General features: G+C 65.1%; 18 protein-coding genes. 6 read left to right on the top strand and 12 right to left on the bottom strand.

Features of this window, described 5'->3' with window-relative positions; all coding sequences use genetic code 11:
• Positions 1-192 (top strand): hypothetical protein (locus CK230_RS33465; protein WP_210201505.1); only part of this gene is annotated, 192 nt, incomplete at its 5' end.
• A 17-nt stretch (positions 193-209) separates the two neighbouring features.
• Here the strand turns inward: CK230_RS33465 and CK230_RS31410 are convergent.
• Together CK230_RS31410 and CK230_RS33400 are read right to left on the bottom strand one after the other, a co-directional pair.
• The gene (locus CK230_RS31410) at positions 210-1244 is read right to left on the bottom strand and encodes an aspartate-semialdehyde dehydrogenase (protein ID WP_095820658.1); all 1035 of its coding nucleotides are present in this window, start codon (positions 1242-1244) and stop codon (positions 210-212) included.
• 108 nt (positions 1245-1352) lie between these two features.
• Positions 1353-1541, bottom strand: coding sequence for a hypothetical protein (locus CK230_RS33400; protein WP_176480290.1), 189 nt, complete (start codon positions 1539-1541; stop codon positions 1353-1355).
• Positions 1542-1833: 292 nt separating this feature from the next.
• Between CK230_RS33400 and CK230_RS31405 the strand changes: the two genes are divergently transcribed.
• Positions 1834-3717: a DEAD/DEAH box helicase gene (locus CK230_RS31405; protein ID WP_095820657.1), complete on the top strand. Its 1884-nt coding sequence runs from the start codon at positions 1834-1836 to the stop codon at positions 3715-3717.
• Positions 3718-4255: 538 nt separating this feature from the next.
• Here CK230_RS31405 and CK230_RS31400 read toward each other — a convergent pair.
• The 6 genes from CK230_RS31400 to leuD form a co-directional block, all read right to left on the bottom strand.
• Positions 4256-4741 carry a GNAT family N-acetyltransferase gene (locus CK230_RS31400; RefSeq protein WP_095820656.1) on the bottom strand — a complete coding sequence of 162 codons (486 nt, stop codon included), beginning with the start codon at positions 4739-4741 and terminating at the stop codon, positions 4256-4258.
• Between the two features lie 4 nt (positions 4742-4745).
• Positions 4746-5849, bottom strand: coding sequence for a 3-isopropylmalate dehydrogenase (gene leuB / locus CK230_RS31395; RefSeq protein ID WP_095820655.1), 1104 nt, complete (start codon positions 5847-5849; stop codon positions 4746-4748).
• Positions 5850-6072: 223 nt separating this feature from the next.
• Positions 6073-6423, bottom strand: a complete 351-nt coding sequence (locus CK230_RS31390; protein ID WP_095820664.1) for a VOC family protein — start codon at positions 6421-6423, stop codon at positions 6073-6075.
• 48 nt (positions 6424-6471) lie between these two features.
• Positions 6472-6855 (bottom strand): RidA family protein, encoded by a 384-nt coding sequence (locus CK230_RS31385; RefSeq protein WP_095820654.1) that lies wholly within the window; start codon positions 6853-6855, stop codon positions 6472-6474.
• Positions 6856-7193: 338 nt separating this feature from the next.
• The gene (locus tag CK230_RS31380; RefSeq protein WP_095820653.1) at positions 7194-8111 is read right to left on the bottom strand and encodes a hypothetical protein; all 918 of its coding nucleotides are present in this window, start codon (positions 8109-8111) and stop codon (positions 7194-7196) included.
• A 76-nt stretch (positions 8112-8187) separates the two neighbouring features.
• Complete coding sequence (leuD, locus tag CK230_RS31375; RefSeq protein ID WP_095820652.1) at positions 8188-8793, bottom strand: 3-isopropylmalate dehydratase small subunit; 606 nt, start codon at positions 8791-8793, stop codon at positions 8188-8190.
• 182 nt (positions 8794-8975) lie between these two features.
• Between leuD and CK230_RS31370 the strand changes: the two genes are divergently transcribed.
• The 4 genes from CK230_RS31370 to CK230_RS31355 all read left to right on the top strand — a co-directional run bounded on the left by CK230_RS31370 (position 8976) and on the right by CK230_RS31355 (position 10878).
• Positions 8976-9401: a GNAT family N-acetyltransferase gene (locus CK230_RS31370; RefSeq protein ID WP_095820651.1), complete on the top strand. Its 426-nt coding sequence runs from the start codon at positions 8976-8978 to the stop codon at positions 9399-9401.
• 96 nt (positions 9402-9497) lie between these two features.
• The gene (locus CK230_RS31365) at positions 9498-9818 is read left to right on the top strand and encodes a metalloregulator ArsR/SmtB family transcription factor (RefSeq protein ID WP_040987974.1); all 321 of its coding nucleotides are present in this window, start codon (positions 9498-9500) and stop codon (positions 9816-9818) included.
• Positions 9815-10264, top strand: coding sequence for an SRPBCC family protein (locus CK230_RS31360; protein ID WP_095820650.1), 450 nt, complete (start codon positions 9815-9817; stop codon positions 10262-10264). The genes CK230_RS31365 and CK230_RS31360 overlap by 4 nt, the downstream gene beginning before the upstream one ends.
• Before the next feature lie 125 nt (positions 10265-10389).
• Complete coding sequence (locus tag CK230_RS31355; RefSeq protein ID WP_095820649.1) at positions 10390-10878, top strand: SRPBCC domain-containing protein; 489 nt, start codon at positions 10390-10392, stop codon at positions 10876-10878.
• Between the two features lie 164 nt (positions 10879-11042).
• Here CK230_RS31355 and CK230_RS31350 read toward each other — a convergent pair whose 3' ends face one another.
• The 4 genes from CK230_RS31350 to CK230_RS31335 are packed head-to-tail and all read right to left on the bottom strand — an operon-like array spanning position 11043 to position 16145.
• Entirely contained in the window at positions 11043-12209 is a 1167-nt protein-coding gene (locus tag CK230_RS31350) for an FAD-binding oxidoreductase (RefSeq protein WP_095820648.1), read from the bottom strand.
• A gap of 23 nt (positions 12210-12232) precedes the next feature.
• Entirely contained in the window at positions 12233-13804 is a 1572-nt protein-coding gene (locus CK230_RS31345) for a HAMP domain-containing sensor histidine kinase (protein ID WP_095820647.1), read from the bottom strand.
• On the bottom strand, positions 13792-14490 hold the full coding sequence (locus CK230_RS31340) for a response regulator transcription factor (protein WP_095820646.1): 699 nt from the start codon (positions 14488-14490) through the stop codon (positions 13792-13794). The genes CK230_RS31345 and CK230_RS31340 overlap by 13 nt, the downstream gene beginning before the upstream one ends.
• The gene (locus tag CK230_RS31335) at positions 14490-16145 is read right to left on the bottom strand and encodes a DUF4173 domain-containing protein (RefSeq protein WP_348629181.1); all 1656 of its coding nucleotides are present in this window, start codon (positions 16143-16145) and stop codon (positions 14490-14492) included. The genes CK230_RS31340 and CK230_RS31335 overlap by 1 nt, the downstream gene beginning before the upstream one ends.
• Positions 16146-16225: the final 80 nt, after the last annotated feature.

Below are 16225 nucleotides of genomic sequence, written 5' to 3'. Positions count from 1 at the left end.
CACCCGATCCACCATCGCGAATCCTCCTTGCCGGATATCCGCATGGAATCACCGATCCGATTCTGTGCAAAGCCCTCACAAGGGGAGAAGGAAGAAGCGCCCCGGCCGAAGGCCGAGCCCGCGACCGCGGGCCGCCGGCTTTCCGGCGCCCCCGCGCAGGGCCCGCCGCGGCAGCGGCGGAACAGCCCGTGAGCGAGAATAAACTGCCGTCAGGCCGCCTTCTTCTTCGGCTGGATAAGGCCGCGCTCGACGAGGAGCTCGGCGATCTGCACGGCGTTCAGCGCCGCGCCCTTGCGCAGATTGTCGGAGACGACCCACATCGACAGGCCGTTGTCGACCGTCGAATCCTCGCGGATGCGCGAGATGAAGGTGGCGTCCTCGCCGGCCGATTCCAGCGGCGTGATGTAGCCGCCGTTCTCGCGCTTATCGAGCACCTGGCATCCCGGCGCCTCGCGCAGGATCTCGCGCGCCTCGTCCGCCGTGATCGGCTTCTCGAACTCGATGTTGACCGCTTCCGAATGGCCGATGAAGACCGGCACGCGCACGCAGGTCGCCGTCAGCTTGATCTTGGGATCGAGCATCTTCTTGGTCTCGGCCACCATCTTCCACTCTTCCTTGGTGAAGCCGTCATCGAGGAAGACGTCGATATGCGGAATGACGTTGAAGGCGATGCGCTTGGTGAACTTCTTGACCTCGACCTGGTCGGCGACGAACACCGCGCGGGTCTGCGTGAACAGCTCGTCCATGCCTTCCTTGCCGGCGCCCGACACCGACTGGTAGGTGGCGACGACGACGCGCTTGATGGTGGCGACGTCATGCAGCGGCTTCAGCGCCACCACCAGCTGCGCCGTCGAGCAGTTCGGGTTGGCGATGATGTTCTTTCGCGAGAATAGCGAGACCGCGTCCGGGTTCACTTCCGGCACGATCAGCGGCACGTCCGGATCGTAACGGAACGCCGACGAATTATCGATGACGACGCAGCCCTGCTTGCCGATCTTCGGCGACCATTCCTTGGAGACGTTGCCGCCGGCCGACATGACGCAGATGTCGGTGTCGGAAAAGTCATACTGGTCGAGTGCCTTGACCTTCAGCGTGCGGTCGCCGAAGGACACTTCGGTGCCCTGGCTGCGCCGCGAGGCCAGCGCCACTACCTCGCTCACAGGGAAGCCGCGCTCATCCAGAATGTTGAGCATTTCGCGGCCCACATTGCCCGTGGCGCCGACTACCGCAACCTTGAAACTCATCTGATATCTCCTGTCCCTCTCCGCTTGGTTGTTGGAGAAAACCCGCCGGCCTCATGCGGGTTTCGTCCCCCGGGCCGGACCCGGGAGAGGGTGGTTAGGCCAAGGGAATCACACCGTTTTGGTGGTGGTTTTCTTGGCCGTAGTTTTGCTGGAACGGACGGACACGCCGAAGCGCCCGGCCCAATGTTGTGCATCGCGGCTGGGGGCATCGAATGCAAGAATAGCCATCAAAAGGCCGCGCATCGAATAACGATCCCGTTCGACGCGGGCTTTTACGCGGTTTGCTGAAAGAGTCAATTGGCAGCGCGGCTTCCCTTCTCCCCTTGTGGGAGAAGGTGGATCGGCGCGCAGCGCCGAGACGGATGAGGGGTGTTCCAGCGGAGTGAGACGCTGGCGTTCCCTGGAGCACCCCTCATCCGGCCGCTTCGCGGCCACCTTCTCCCACAAGGGGAGAAGGAGAACGCGGTGCCGCCTGCTCTGTACAATAGTGGCCGCAGGAAGTAGGAACGCCGCAAATATCCTTTGGCTGGCGCAGTGCCGGCCTTGTGCTCCGCGACGAGCACTGAACTCCGAATTCCGAAAGAAGAAAATGTCCAGTTTCGAGATGATCGTTCCTGCGCTGGCAGAGGCGCTGGAAAAGCGTGGTTATTCAGCGCTGACACCGGTGCAGAAGGCGGTGCTGGAGCCTGAGCTCGGCGAGGCCGACGCGCTGGTGTCGGCGCAGACCGGCTCCGGCAAGACCGTCGCCTTCGGCCTTGCCGTCGCGCCGACGCTTCTCGGCGGCGCCGAGCGGTTTGGCGATGCCGGCGCGCCGCTGGGACTGGTCGTGGCGCCGACGCGCGAGCTGGCGCTGCAGGTGCGGCGCGAGCTCGAATGGCTCTACGAGCTGACCGGGGCGCAGATCGCCTCCTGCGTCGGCGGCATGGACATGCGCACCGAGCGGCGCGCGCTGGAACGCGGCGCCGATATCGTCGTCGGCACGCCGGGCCGGCTGCGCGACCACATCACGCGCGGCGCGCTCGACATGTCGGCGCTGAAGGCGGTGGTGCTGGACGAGGCCGACGAGATGCTCGATCTTGGCTTTCGCGAAGACCTCGAATTCATCCTCGACGCCGCGCCCGCCGAACGCCGCACGCTGATGTTTTCCGCCACCGTGCCGCGCTCCATCGCTACGTTGGCCAAAAGCTACCAGCGCGATGCGGTGCGCATTTCGGCCGGCGGCGAGGAGAAGCAACATCTCGACATCGAATACCGGGCGCTTTCCGTCGCGCCGGCCGATCGCGAGAACGCCATTATCAATGTGTTGCGCTACTACGAGGCCACCAATGCGATGGTGTTCTGCAATACCCGCGCGGCGGTGAACCACCTGACCGCGCGGTTCAACAACCGCAATTTCTCGGTCGTAGCGCTGTCCGGCGAGCTCAGCCAGAACGAGCGCAGCCACGCGCTGCAGGCCATGCGCGACGGCCGCGCCAGGGTCTGCATTGCCACGGATGTCGCCGCGCGCGGCATCGACCTGCCGAACCTAGAGCTGGTCATCCACGCCGACCTGCCGAGCAATCCGGAAACGCTGCTGCATCGCAGCGGCCGCACCGGCCGCGCCGGGCGAAAGGGCGTCAGCGCGCTGATCGTGCCGGGCAATGCCCGCCGGCGCACCGAGCGGCTGCTGGCCAATGCCGGCCTGACCGCGACCTGGGCGAGCCCGCCCTCGGCCGACGAGGTGCTGCGCCGCGACGACGAGCGCATCCTGGCCGACCCTTCCTTTGGCGAGCCGGTCAAGGACGAGGAGCGCGACTTCGCCGCGGCACTTCTGGAGCGGCATGGCGCCGAGCTGGTGGCCGCCGCCTTCGTGCGGCTTTGCCGCGGCAGCCGCTCGGCGCCCGAGGACCTGATCGACGTCGCGCCGTTTGCGCCGTCGAAGGAGAAGTTCGCGCGCCGGGAGGAAACACTTGGCCGCAGGGAAGAAGCATCGGGCCGCCGTGACGATTTCGGCGACAGCGTCTGGTTCTCGCTGTCGGTCGGACGCCGGCAGAATGCCGAGCCGCGCTGGCTGATCCCGATGCTGTGCCGCACCGCCGGTATGTCCAAGCGCGAGATCGGCGCCATCAAGATGCAGCCGGAAGAAACCTTCGTGCAGATCGCCGCCGACTGGGCCGACCGGTTCGTCGCCGCGATCGGCCCCGAACGCAAGCTGCAGGGCAGCATCGCGGTCAGGCGCATCGACGGCACGCCTGACCTGTCGCGCGCCGGCTACCAGCCGACGAAGCCGGACAAGAAGCCGCATCGTGGCAAGCGGCCTTTCGACCAGAGTGCATCCGGATTCGAGAAGCGGGCACCGGGCGAGCGGCCTGGCGGCCCGGCGAAACCCTGGGCGAAGAAGCCCGGCAAGGCGAAGTTCGACAAGCCAAAGTTCGACGGGCCGAAATCCGACCAGCCGGCAAAGCGCAAGAAGCAGAAGAAGCGGCCAGCCTAGGACCGCGACGGAAGTTGGAAGCCGGCCCGTGGCGAGCGCCGACGTTCGGTGGCAATCGCAACCTTCGAGATCGGCCGAAGCGCCCGAACTTCGTCATCCACGGGCGGAGCGGGAGCGAAGCGGGCGCGCAGACCCGAGGATCCATTCTGTGACTCGCGCGAAGGATAGAGGGAAGCCGACCCGTAGCGAGCGCCGACGTCCTCCTTCGGTAACAAATCACCACCTTCGAGATTAGCCGAAGCGCCCGAACTTCGTCATCCACGGGCGGAGCGGAAGCGAAGCGGACGCGCAGACCCGAGGATCCATTCCGTGACCTTGCGAGAAGGGCGGAGCGGCGCAGAAGAAGAGAGCTTTTCTGCACCGCTGCGACGCTCATAGGTAACGGAATGGATTCTATGGTCTGCGCTGCGTCGCTTCGCTCCTTGCTCCGCCATAGAATGACGAGGGTGTGATGGCTGCCGGCTCACGTGTCGGGGCTGACCGGGCTGGCTTGCTCCGCTTTGCTACTCCCCGGCTTTGACGCCAATACCGGCCGGCGTCAGGTCCTGGCGACCTTGTTCAGCGCGTCGCCCGACAGCCTGAGAAAAACCTTCTGGCCGTGGCGCTCGACGCCTAGCCGCTCGTAGAAGCGCAGCGCGCCTTCGTTCCAGTCTTCGGCAGTAAGATCAATGCGGCCGATGCCTTTGCCGACACAATAGCCGGCGAGAAAGCCGACCAGCGCGCGACCGACGCCCTTGCTGCGAGCGCTGTCGCGCACGAACAAATCCTTCAGGAACATCAGCCGTTCCAGATCGATGCCTGGGTGCGCGATGGCCACCGAGGCGAGGCCGGCGACCTCGCCGTCCGCGAAGGCCAAGGCGAAATGCGGATAGGCCGGGCTCTCGTCGCCGAGCCATTGCCGCGCGATGGCCGTGGCGCGACCGTGATCGAGCGGCGCCTGCCGGTAATGCGTTGCCATCGCGCAAAACACGGTGGCGAGCGCTTCGGCATCGTCGACCCTCGCCCAGCGAATGTCGACGGTCATGCGATCACCCCAGGAACTTGGCGATGATGGCATCGCCCATTTCGGTGGTGCCGACCTCCTTCATGCCCGCGGAGAAAATGTCCTTGGTGCGCAGGCCGTCGTCGAGCACGGCGGCGATGGCCGCTTCGAGCTTGTCGGCCTCGGCCACCATGCCGAACGAATAGCGCAGGCACATGGCGAAGGAGGCGATCATCGCGATCGGGTTGGCGATGCCCTTGCCGGCGATGTCGGGCGCCGAGCCGTGCACCGGCTCGTAGAGCGCCTTGCGCTTCTTGGTTTTGGCATCCGGCGCGCCGAGCGAGGCCGACGGCAGCATGCCGATCGAGCCGGTCAGCATCGCGGCGATGTCGGACAGCATGTCGCCGAACAAATTGTCGGTGACGATCACGTCGAACTGCTTTGGCCAGCGCACCAGCTGCATGCCGCCGGCGTCGGCCAGCATGTGGTCGAGCTTGACGTCGGAATAGCGCGCTTTGTGCGTCTGGCTGACCACCTCGTTCCACAACACGCCCGATTTCATGACGTTGCGCTTTTCCATGGATGTCACATGATTGCGACGGGTCCGCGCAAGCTCGAAGGCGACGCCGGAGATGCGCTCGATCTCGAACGTGTCGTAGACCTGGGTGTCGATGCCGCGCTTCTGGCCGTTGCCAAGATCGATGATCTGCTTCGGCTCGCCGAAATAGACGCCGCCGGTAAGCTCGCGCACGATCAAGATGTCGAGGCCTTCGACCACTTCCTGCTTCAGCGAGGAAGAAGCGGCCAGCGCTGGGTAGCAGATCGCGGGCCTGAGATTGGCGAACAGCTCCATGTCCTTGCGCAGGCGCAAGAGCCCTGCCTCGGGGCGCACCTCGTAAGGCACGGCATCCCATTTCGGCCCGCCGACGGCGCCGAACAGCACGGCGTCCGCCGCCATCGCCTTTGCCATGTCGGCGTCCGAGATCGCCGCGCCATGCGCGTCGTAGGCGCAGCCGCCGACAAGTCCCTCATCGGTGGTAAAGCCGCTGCCGAGCTTGTCGTTCATGGCCTTGATCAGCTTCTTCACCTCGGCCATCGCCTCGGGGCCGATGCCGTCGCCGGCGAGCAGGAAGAGATTTTTCGAAGCCATGGAGAACCGTCCCGGGAGAGAAATTGAACCGGCGCCTTGCTAAACGCCAAGTGATTGCGGCGCAAGGGGACCTCTCAAAGCTTCCTCGCCCCCGCAAAGCGGGGGAGAGGTGTCCGCGAAGCGGACGGAGAGGGGCCTTCGTAGGGCGCTCCCCCTCTCCGTCTCGGCTTCGCCGAGCCACCTCTCCCCCACTTCGTGGGGGCGAGGAACCCGAGCTGGAGCCTCACCGATGCGAAAGAATATTCACCAGCCGCCCGAACGGATCGCGCACATAGAAGCGCCGCACACCCCAGGGCTCGTCGGCCGGGCCGTATTCGACGGCGAAGCCGGCCTTCTTCATGCCCGCGAGCGCCGCGTCGACATCGTCGACCTCGATCGACAGATCCGGCACCGGGGTGCCCGAACCGCCCTCGGCCATGAAGCTCACTTGCACCGTCATTGTCTCGGCCGAACCGCAAGTGAGAATCCAGCCCTGATCCATCAGGACATCAAGTCCGAGCACGTCCTGGTAGAAGCGCTTGGCCGCGGCAATGTCGGATGTGGCGATGTTGGCGACGATGCGCCTGACTTTCACCATGGGCTGACCCCTGCTTTGCGCCCTCGCTGTGCCGGGCGACGGCCCCTACGCCGTACGCCGCAGCGCCGTCACCTCGATCTCGATCTTCATCTCCGGCTTGTTGAGCTGGCACACGATCATCGTCGCCGCCGGACGGATGTCGCCGAACACCTCGCCGAGGATCGGGAAGACCACGTCAACGAAAGCCTGGTCGGTGATGTAGTAATGCGCCCGCACCACATCAGCCATGTCGAAGCCGCCGTCGGCCAGCGCCTTGGCGATGGTGGCGAGGCAGTTGCGCGTCTGCGCCTCGACCGTGTCGGGCATGGTCATGGTGGCATAGTCGTAGCCGGTCGTGCCGGAGACGAAGCACCAGTCGCCCTGCACCACCGCGCGCGAATAGCCGGCGGTCTTTTCGAAGGGGGAGCCGGTGGAGATGAGCTTGCGCATGGGGTGCCTCGCGTTGGTTGTCTCGCCTGTGCTTAGCAAGCGGCGTCGCGCGGGTCGTGGGCCAAGCCGAGTGGAACATTGTCACGAAGGCTAGCGCAATCCTTGGAGATTAGCCGAAGCCTTTCTCCGGTCGTCATTCCAGGGCGGAGCAAGGAGCGAAGCGACGCGCGCAGACCCTGGAATCCATGCCGTTACGCTAAAGCGGCGCCCAGCGGTGCAGAATTCTGTTCCGTTGCATTCTACGGCAATCGTCACGGAATGGATCCTCGGGTCTGCGCTCCGCTTCGCGTCGCTCCGCCCGTGGATGACGAAAGAGAGGGCCGTCGCCCCGCCAAATCCTAGTTCCCCTGCGCATCCTCATAGGCCTTCTTGATATCCGCCGGCCAGTCCTTCACCTGTGGCCAGGCCTGCGGCTCGCCATTGTCGCCGCGGCGGGCGAAATAGACTTTCTGATTGGCCGGGTCGACCGCCATGAAGCCGTCATTGCCGCCGCAGTCATGCGGCACGCAGCCGGTGGCGTAGAAGGCGCCGGACGCCGTCTTCTCGGTGCCGCCTCCGACCAGCAGGCTGGTCGCCATGTCGGGCATATCGTTGCCCAGCAGCGCCTGTCCGGCCTTGTAGACGGCCTCGTTGTGGAAGGCGTCGATGATGTTGTCGTATTCCGACGGGTCGACATCCTTCCAGTCGCTACCCGGCTCCGGCGTGTAGGTCAGGTTGCCGGAGGTCGTCAGCCCTTCCGTGGGCGACCATTGCAGCGCCGGCTTGGAATCACCCGGCAGCAGGTAGGGCACGAAATAGATGGCGCTGTCGGAGACGGCGGCCGGCGGCGCGCCGCATTCGTCCTGCTCGACCGTGGTGGTCTCAATCTCGCCGTCCTTCTTCCAGACGATGACCTTGGCCGGGCCGCATTGATTGCCGCCGTCGCCGACATCGACGAGCGCGACGTTCACGTCGCCGATCTTGACGATCTTGTCGAAGAAGACGTCGTAATTGCTGGCCAGCTGCTTGCCGTCATAGGCAAGCACCTTCTCGCCATCCTGCTCCGGCTGCGTGATGGTGAGCTGGCCGCCTTCGAACGGGATTGGCGCCTGCTCGTCCTCGGCCTGGGCCGCATTGGCGGTGTTCGAGGGGTCAGCGGCATCGCCGGACGGATCCTCGGCCGGCACGAGCACGTTGTCGGTCTGTGCATGGGCGCCTGCCACCGGCATCAACACCCACGCCAACGCGCAAGCGCCGGCCAGAAGCGAACGTGTCATGACTGCTCCCCTCCATTCAGTCGCCACGAACCCGGCCGCTCGCGGCCGGGTCTATCCGTTCAACGCTTCAGGCTGCTCAGGCCCAGGGGCGCAGCTCGGCGTTCTTCTTCTCAAAGGAAGCGATGGCGCCGGCCTTCTCCATGGTGAGGCCGATGTCGTCGAGGCCGTTGAGCAGGCAATGGCGCTTGAAATCGTCGAGGTCGAAGCTGATCACGCCGCCGTCCGGTCCGCGAATTTCCTTGGCCTCGAGATCGATCGACAGCGTTGCGTTGGAGCCGCGCGAGGCGTCGTCCATCAGCTTGTCGAGGTCTTCCGGGCTCACCGTGATCGGCAGGATGCCGTTCTTGAAGCAGTTGTTGTAGAAGATGTCGGCGAACGAGGTCGAGATCACGCAGCGAATGCCGAAATCGAGCAGCGCCCAGGGCGCATGCTCGCGGCTCGAGCCGCAGCCGAAATTGTCGCCGGCGACCAGGATCTGCGCCTTGCGATAGGCCGGCTTGTTGAGCACGAAATCCGGATTCTCCGAACCGTCCTCATTGTAGCGCATCTCGGCGAACAGGCCGGTGCCGAGCCCGGTGCGCTTGATCGTCTTGAGATAATCCTTCGGAATGATCATGTCGGTGTCGACATTGACGATCGGCATGGGCGCGGCGACGCCGGTGAGCTTGGTGAATTTATCCATGGGTACCTGCCCGTCTTCTTGGCTTGCGGGGAATTTTGCGGGACGGTTTACACAAAGCCGGCGGCAAATGAAAGGCAACTATTCGTGCACTGCCCTTGGGCCAAAGGCGGGCAGGGTGGACGGAACTGGAACACCTCAAAAAACGGCTTCGAAATCCTGGCCGGCTGGTGCAGTCTGCGACCATGGCCCGTCCTTCCAAAGTCCTCTACGCAAGCGAGCCCACGCTCGACGTCGCCGAATTCCGCCGCGTATTGGTCGACTCCGGCCTCGGCGAAACGCGACCGATCGATGACGAGGCGCGCCTGAAGACGATGCTCGGCAACGCCAACCTGGTGCTGACGGCGCGTCTCGACAGCGAGGGCAAGCCGCTTGTCGGCATCGCGCGCGGCGTCACCGACTTCTCCTGGGTCTGCTACATTTCCGAACTCGCAGTGTCCGCCTCGGCGCAAGGGCTCGGCATCGGCAAAGGCCTGATGGACGAGGCGCAGCGCCAGCTCGGCCCTTCAGTCGCCATCAGCCTGATCTCGATGCCCGACGCCGTCGGCTTCTACGAGCGCATCGGCATGATACGCATGCCCGACGCCTTCTGGTTCTCCCGCAAGCACTGACCATTTCCGCAAGCTGATCGCGCCGGTCCCGCGCAGCCCGGCACCCTTTTTGCGCCTCACCGCTTGACATGCAACCAAATGGTTGCATATTAAGCCATGAGCATGGATGCAGTCTTTCGCGCTTTGGCCGACCCGACCCGCCGGCAATTGCTGGACAGTCTCCATGCAAGGAACGGGCAGACACTGAACGCGCTCTGCGAGCACATGGATATGACGCGCCAGGCGGTGACCAAGCATCTGGCGATCCTCGAGGAGGCGAACCTCGTCACCACCATGCGCCGCGGCCGCGAGAAGGAGCACTACCTCAACCCCGTTCCGATCAACGAGATCGCCGAGCGCTGGATCGGCAAGTTCGAGCGCCATCGGCTCAACGCATTGAGCGATCTGAAGCAACGCCTTGAAAGGGAAGAGCCGTGAGCGAGAACAGCTTCGTCTATGTCACCTATATCCGCACCACGCCTGAAAAACTCTGGCAGGCGCTGACCGATCCGGAATTCAACCGGCAGTTCTTCCTCTGCTCCTATCAGGAGAGCGAATGGAAGGTCGGCTCGAGTTGGAAGCTGATGTTCCCTGACGGCAGCATCGCCGATTCCGGTGAGATCCTGGAGGTCGATCCGCCAAGACGCCTTGTCATCAAATGGCGCAATGAATGGATGCCCGAGGTGAAGGAGGACGGCTACACGCGCTGCACCTTCACCATCGAGCCGGACGGCGAATTGATAAAACTCGCCGTCATCCATGAAGCCGACGGCCCGCACAGGCTGCTCGCCAACGTCTCCAAGGGCTGGCCGCTGGTGCTGGCGAGCCTCAAGAGCCTGCTCGAAACCGGCAAAGGTTTCGAGCGCCCGCCGTCGAAGGGCTAGAGCAAGTTCCAGGAAAAGTGCGTAGCGGTTCGTGTTCGGCGACGTCTCCGTAGCCACCCGTCCGGAATTGCGTAAGAAAAAGCTTCGTTTCGAGAGCGAAACAATTCTGTCACAGGGTGCATGTGATGCTTCAACTATCCTTGCCGCAAGCCATGGCGAATGCCGATACGGTCATGGCCTCGGCCGAGCTTCCCGCCGCGCCGGACGAGGTCATCGCCGCACTTGTCACCCGGGAGGTCGAGCGCTGGTGGGGTTCGCCCGAAACCTATCGTATGATCGGATGGAACGCCGATCTTCGCGTCGGCGGAAGCTGGAGCGTCGTCGTGGAGACGGCCGACGGTCAACAGCTGCCCGCCAGCGGCGAGTTTCTCGAAATCGAGATGCCGCGCCGCATCGTGCAGACGCGGCGCTACGGCTGGGACCATCCGGCGCTCGGCCGTCAGGAAACGACCGTGGCTTATCTGCTTGAGCCGATCGCCGGCGGCACGCGGCTAACCATCTGCCACGGCGGCTTCGCGGGTTTCCCGGACGCCGCGGCCGAACATGCCGAAGGCTGGGCGCGCGTGCTTGGCTGGCTGCAGGGTTATTTGGGTGGGGGAGGACGGGCGGCTTAGCGCGGCTCTCCCTTCTCCCCTTGTGGGAGAAGGTGGATCGGCGCGATAGCGCCGAGACGGATGAGGGGTGTTCCAGCGGAGTGAGACGTTGGCTTTCCCTGGAGCACCCCTCATCCGTCGCCTCCGGCGACACCTTCCCCCACAAGGGGGGAAGGGGGAGCCCGTCAAATCACATTCAACTCCCGGAACGCCCTTCCCTCGGCCACCCGCTCATAGCCGAACGCCGTGCAGTCGATCGTGCGATACCCGCCATGCATGACGAGCTCCGCGATCGACTTGCCTACCGCCGGCGCCTGCTGCAGGCCGTGGCCGGAAAAACCGTTGGCGAACAGGAAGTTTGCGACCTCCGGATGCGGCCCGATCACCCCGTTCTGGTCGAGCGTGTTGTAGTCGTAGTGCCCGACCCAGGCGCGCGTCGGCTTGATCGCCTCGAAGGCCGGGATGCGGTTGGCCAGAACCGGCCAGATCACCTCTTCGAACAGCGGCCAGTTGACCTCAAAATCCTTGGGGTCGGGCGCGACGTCGCCTTCCTCCGGCTCGGCGCCGCCGGTGAGGTAGACCGAACCTTCCGGCCGCACATAGATGCCGGACGGATCGACCAGCAGCGGCATGTCGGCATATTTCTCACGCGCCTCGAAGACGAAGACATTGCGCTTGCGCGGCTCGACCGGCAGCTCGAGCCCGGCGAATGCCGCGACCTTGCCGGCGTTCGGCCCGGCGGCGTTGACGACGGTGCCGGCTTCCAGCGTCTCGCCATTGTCGAGCGACACAGCGGTGACGCGATTGCCCTCGCGCTTGATGCCGGTGGCGGAAGCGGTGATGAAATCGATCTTCCTGTCGCGCAGCGCCTTGCGGAACAGGGTCAACAGCGCATGCGCGTCGAACCAGCCCTCGCCGCTGCGGCCATAGGCGCCGGCGGAAATGCCTTCGACCGACATCCACGGGAAGCGGCGCGCCAGCTGCCCGGCGTCTTCGAACGCGATATCGGCACCCTCGGCGACCTGCGCCTCGTGATTGGCCTTGAGGATCGGCAGCCCGGCCTCGCCGGCGAGGATAAGATAGCCGCCCTCGCGAAAGCCGATATCGGCGTCGGCGCCGAAGGTTTCCTTCAGCCGCCGGAACAGTTTCAGCGTGAACTGCGACAGGCGGATGTTTTCAGGGATCGAGAATTGCTGGCGGATCGAGGCGCAGGACAAGGTCGTCGCCGCATGCGAAAATTGCGGGTCGCGCTCGATCAGCGCGATCGAGCCGGTAAAGCCTTCCTCGCGCAGATAGTAGGCGACCGAGGACCCGACGATGGCCCCACCGATGATGACGATGTCGTAGCGCACTTTTTTCTCCGATTCGCCGGTTCTCAGACGACCGGCAGATCGATCTCGAAGCGCGTGCCGCGCTCGGAGTCAACCAGCCTGATCGTGCCATCATGCGCTTTCAGGAGGGCCAGCACGATGCCGAGCCCCATGCCGGTGCCGCCGGTCTCGCGCCGCGTGGTGAAGAACGGCTCGAAGATTTTGGCCCGGTTGGCGGCCGAGATCCCGTCACCGTCGTCGCCGACCCGGACCAGGGCGCGCTCGCCATCGGCGGAGGCATGGATCGCCACCTGCCGGGCGCCGTGCCTCGCCGAATTGTCGATGAGGTTGGCGAGCACGATGCCGAGATTCTCGGCCGAGATGCCGAGCCTGATATCGCCGCCGCCCTCGAGCCGCGTCTCCAGCCTTGTGTCGATCGGCAAGGATGCCAGCGCCGCATGGAGCGTCGTGCTTTCGCCGCTCGGCTCCAGGTTTTCGGCGCGCGCCAGATCGAGCAGCCGGCGCACCAAAAGATTGAGCCGCCCGGCATCGGTGACGATGTTGTTGGAAAAACGCCGGCGCTCGGCCTCGTCCATCGCGCCGCCGGAATCGCGCAGCAGCTCGGCTGCGCCCTGGATTGCCGTCAGCGGCGATTTCAGCTCATGCGAGACATGGGTGGCGAAGGTCTGGATGGAGTCGGAGCGCGCCTGCAGCTTGGTTGCCATGTCGAGGAAGGCCGTCGACAGCGCCGCCATCTCGCGCGTGCCGTGATGGGCGAGCGGCCTGATCGCGTCGCGATCGCCGGCGGCGATGCGCTTCGTCCGCTCGATCAGCGCATAGATCGGCCGGCTGACGGTGCGGATGAACACCAGCGCGATCAAGAGCGTGCCGCCGAGGATCGCGATCGCCGCCAAAGTCACCTTGCCGCGCTCGCCATAGAGGTGCTTGACGATGTTGTTCGGCGTCCGCGACAGATAGACCACGCCGGCGACCCTGCCGTCGAGCTCGACCGGCATGGCGACGAAGACGCGCACCTTGGTGCCCCGGCTCACCGAATAGAGCGGCGGCGCCGGCTGGTCGGGGATGCGGAGTCGGAGCGCGCTGGCATAGGCGCCGGAAAGCGCGGTCCGCACCTCCTCGGCGCCGCTGAGCGACTGGCCGATCTCGTCGCCGCCGGCGATCACCACGCCGTGCGGATCGAGCAGCCGGAAGCCGGCAAGCGTGGTTTTCTGCGTCTCGTCCAGAATGCCGTCGAGCCGCGCCCCTATTGCCGCGAAGGTGGGATCGGGGGTGGCGGGAAGCGACGCCGGCCGCGACGGCATGACATCGTCATAGGCAAGATCGAGGCGCGGCTCGATCGGATCGTAGGGATAGTTGTTGTCCCTTGCCGGATCGGCCGAGACTGGCGCGCCGAGTTTGTCCGGGGCGATGCCGGCCGCGCGCACCGCGTCGGAATAGATCGCCGCAACCACCGCGCCTTGCGCGATCAGCTCGCCCTCGGTCTGGCGGATCAACTGGTTCTCGTAGAGCCGGAAGAAGAACAGCCCGACCAACGGCAGCGCCATGACCAGGATCAGGATGACGACGACGACGGTGGCGAGCCTCGGCCGCCACCTTTCCTTGCTCAACCACCGCATCGGCCAAGCCGGAAGCCGACGCCATGCACCGTCGCGATCGCATCGGCGCAGCCGACCGCCGCCAGCTTGGCCCGCACGTTGCGGATATGGCTGTCGACGGTGCGCTCCGAGACATGGATATTCGAGGCATAGGCATTGGCCATCACCGCGTCGCGACCAAGCACATGCTGTGGGCGGGCGAGAAAGCCTTTCAGGATCGCGAATTCGATCGCCGTCAAGGTCAGCGGCTTGCCGTCGAAGCTCGCCGCATGGCTTGCCGGGACGAGCATGAGCTTGCCATGCGCGAACTGCCTCTCGTCCGCTTCCTCCTCGACCGGCGCCGGACGCGCGCGCCGCAGGATGACGTTGACGCGGGCGACCAGCTCGCGCGGGCTGAAAGGCTTTGTCACATAATCGTCGCCGCCCATCTCCAGCCCGAGGATGCGGTCGATTTCTTCATCGCGCGCGGACAAAAACAGCACCGGCACGTCGGATTTTTGCCTCAGCCTGCGGCAGACCTCCAGCCCGTCCATCTCCGGCATACCGATGTCGAGCACGATGAGGTCGGGCGCGAGCCGCTCGACCGCCTGAAGTGCTGCGGCGCCGTCGGCCACGGCAGCGGTCTTCATGCCGGCCTTTTCCAGCGCGAAGCAGATGATCTCGCGGATATGCGGGTCGTCGTCGGCGACGAGGATGTTGTGCGGCATCAATCAGAGTCCGGCATGGCGGGTCGATATCCTGGAGGAACCACGAGCGGACCTCTTTTGTCGAGGGTGCGCAAAAGCCTCCAGTCGCGAAGGCTCCAGGCGCGCCAGTTTTTCTGCACGTCGCGATACCGGGTCTCGATGAAAGCGTCGGCCGGGTCGCGCTTGTCGGTGAGGAAGACCTTTTTCTGATGCTCGAAAAAGCGGTCGAGAGCCGGCAGGGCTGCTGGGCCGAGCGACCTTGTGTAGTAGATATCGAGGCCGGTGCCGGGACCGTTCATCTCAAGCGAATGGTCGACATTGTAGTTGGCGATCGTTGCTGCGAAATTGACGAAACAGCAGGCATAAAGCGTCGCCGAAAGCGTCAGAAGATTGGCGGAGAGCAGCCATTCGCCGGATTTTGTGAATGCGATGCGGGCAATGATCAGCGCCAGCCCCACCGCGACCAGTCCCATCCAGATGAAAGCGGCGACGCGCAGATAGGTGAGCGCGTAGACGCCGATATAGAGGTCGAGCCGCAGCATCGAGGAGATGACCAGCACGATGTTCTGCGCCACCCAGAGATAGACCAGCCGGCGTATCAGCGGATCGCGCGACGTCTCGCTGCCCGAGCGCAGTGCCACCAGCACGAAGCCGGCGGCAAGCAGCGCGGTGACGACCAGCGGATAGGCGCCGCGATGCGCGTAGGCGGCATACGTCAGCCCGTCGGGCAAAGCGACGCCGCCCCACAGATAGGTGCCGTCGAGGATAGTCTGCACGGCAAACAGCGCGTTGAAGACGATCAGTGCGCGCAGGATGGCGGCCTTGCCGAAGAGGACGTCCTCGGCGGAAGTCCTCGTCCGCCTTGCCGCGGGCGCGGCAGGCAGGATGCGCCTGAGGCGAGAGACGAAGCGCGGCAGGCGGGGCCGCAGAAAGGCCGAGACGCCGGCCAGCACGATGAGCCAGAAGATCAGTCGCGCGACCTCGATCTTCTCGAGCAGCGCATAAAGATCGATCAGCGACAGCCAGTGCTCGATGATTGGATTGGCGACGCCGAACAGCGCCAGGAAGACGATGCCGAGCGTCAGCGGCATGACCCAGACGGCGATGGCCGCCAGCCGGATTCGCCGCTGCCCGAGCTGGCGCGCCACCTTGCGCCAGCGGAAGAAGTCGCGCGCGAAGCGGAAAGGGGCGGCGAGCAGGAACAGGCCAAGCTGCCGCGCGATCCGGGCGGGGCGGGCGCGCAGCCGTCCGGCCAGCGACAGCGCAAAGATTGCCAGCGCGGCAACCGCGACCAGCAGCGAAAGCGGGCTGACATTTTCGACGAGCGGCAAAAGTGCCGCGAACAGCGCCGCCGGCTTGAGCCACACCCGGGCATCGTTCAGTGCTGTCGGATGCATGGCGACGACCGTGGCGGCAAGTACGGTCGCGAAGATGAAGAGGGTGATCCCGACCGGCTGGCCATAGAAAAGAAAATCGGCCAGCGCCACCAGCAGCGCGGCGGCGCCGACGCGGCGGCAGTAGCTCGGGACAGGCGACGTCTTCATTGCCGGCGCCGTCATGGTTATCGTCGTCATCGCCGCGCCTTCCTGGCTGTTGTTCTGCCGCCGCATGCCGGCCGTGGTCTGAAGGGAAGCACCGTCGCGGCGGCGCGCCGCCCTTGCGGCTCGACGAGCCACCAGCCTTCGTTGCGGAGCCGGCGCGGCAGGGACCAGCGGGATGTGTGACGTGTTCGCATGGCGCCGGTTTCGCTAGCCCG

Origin of the sequence: Mesorhizobium sp. WSM3859, assembly GCF_002295065.1 — a bacterium.
Classification (GTDB): domain Bacteria; phylum Pseudomonadota; class Alphaproteobacteria; order Rhizobiales; family Rhizobiaceae; genus Mesorhizobium.
This window is presented reverse-complemented; position numbering and strand designations above follow the sequence as displayed.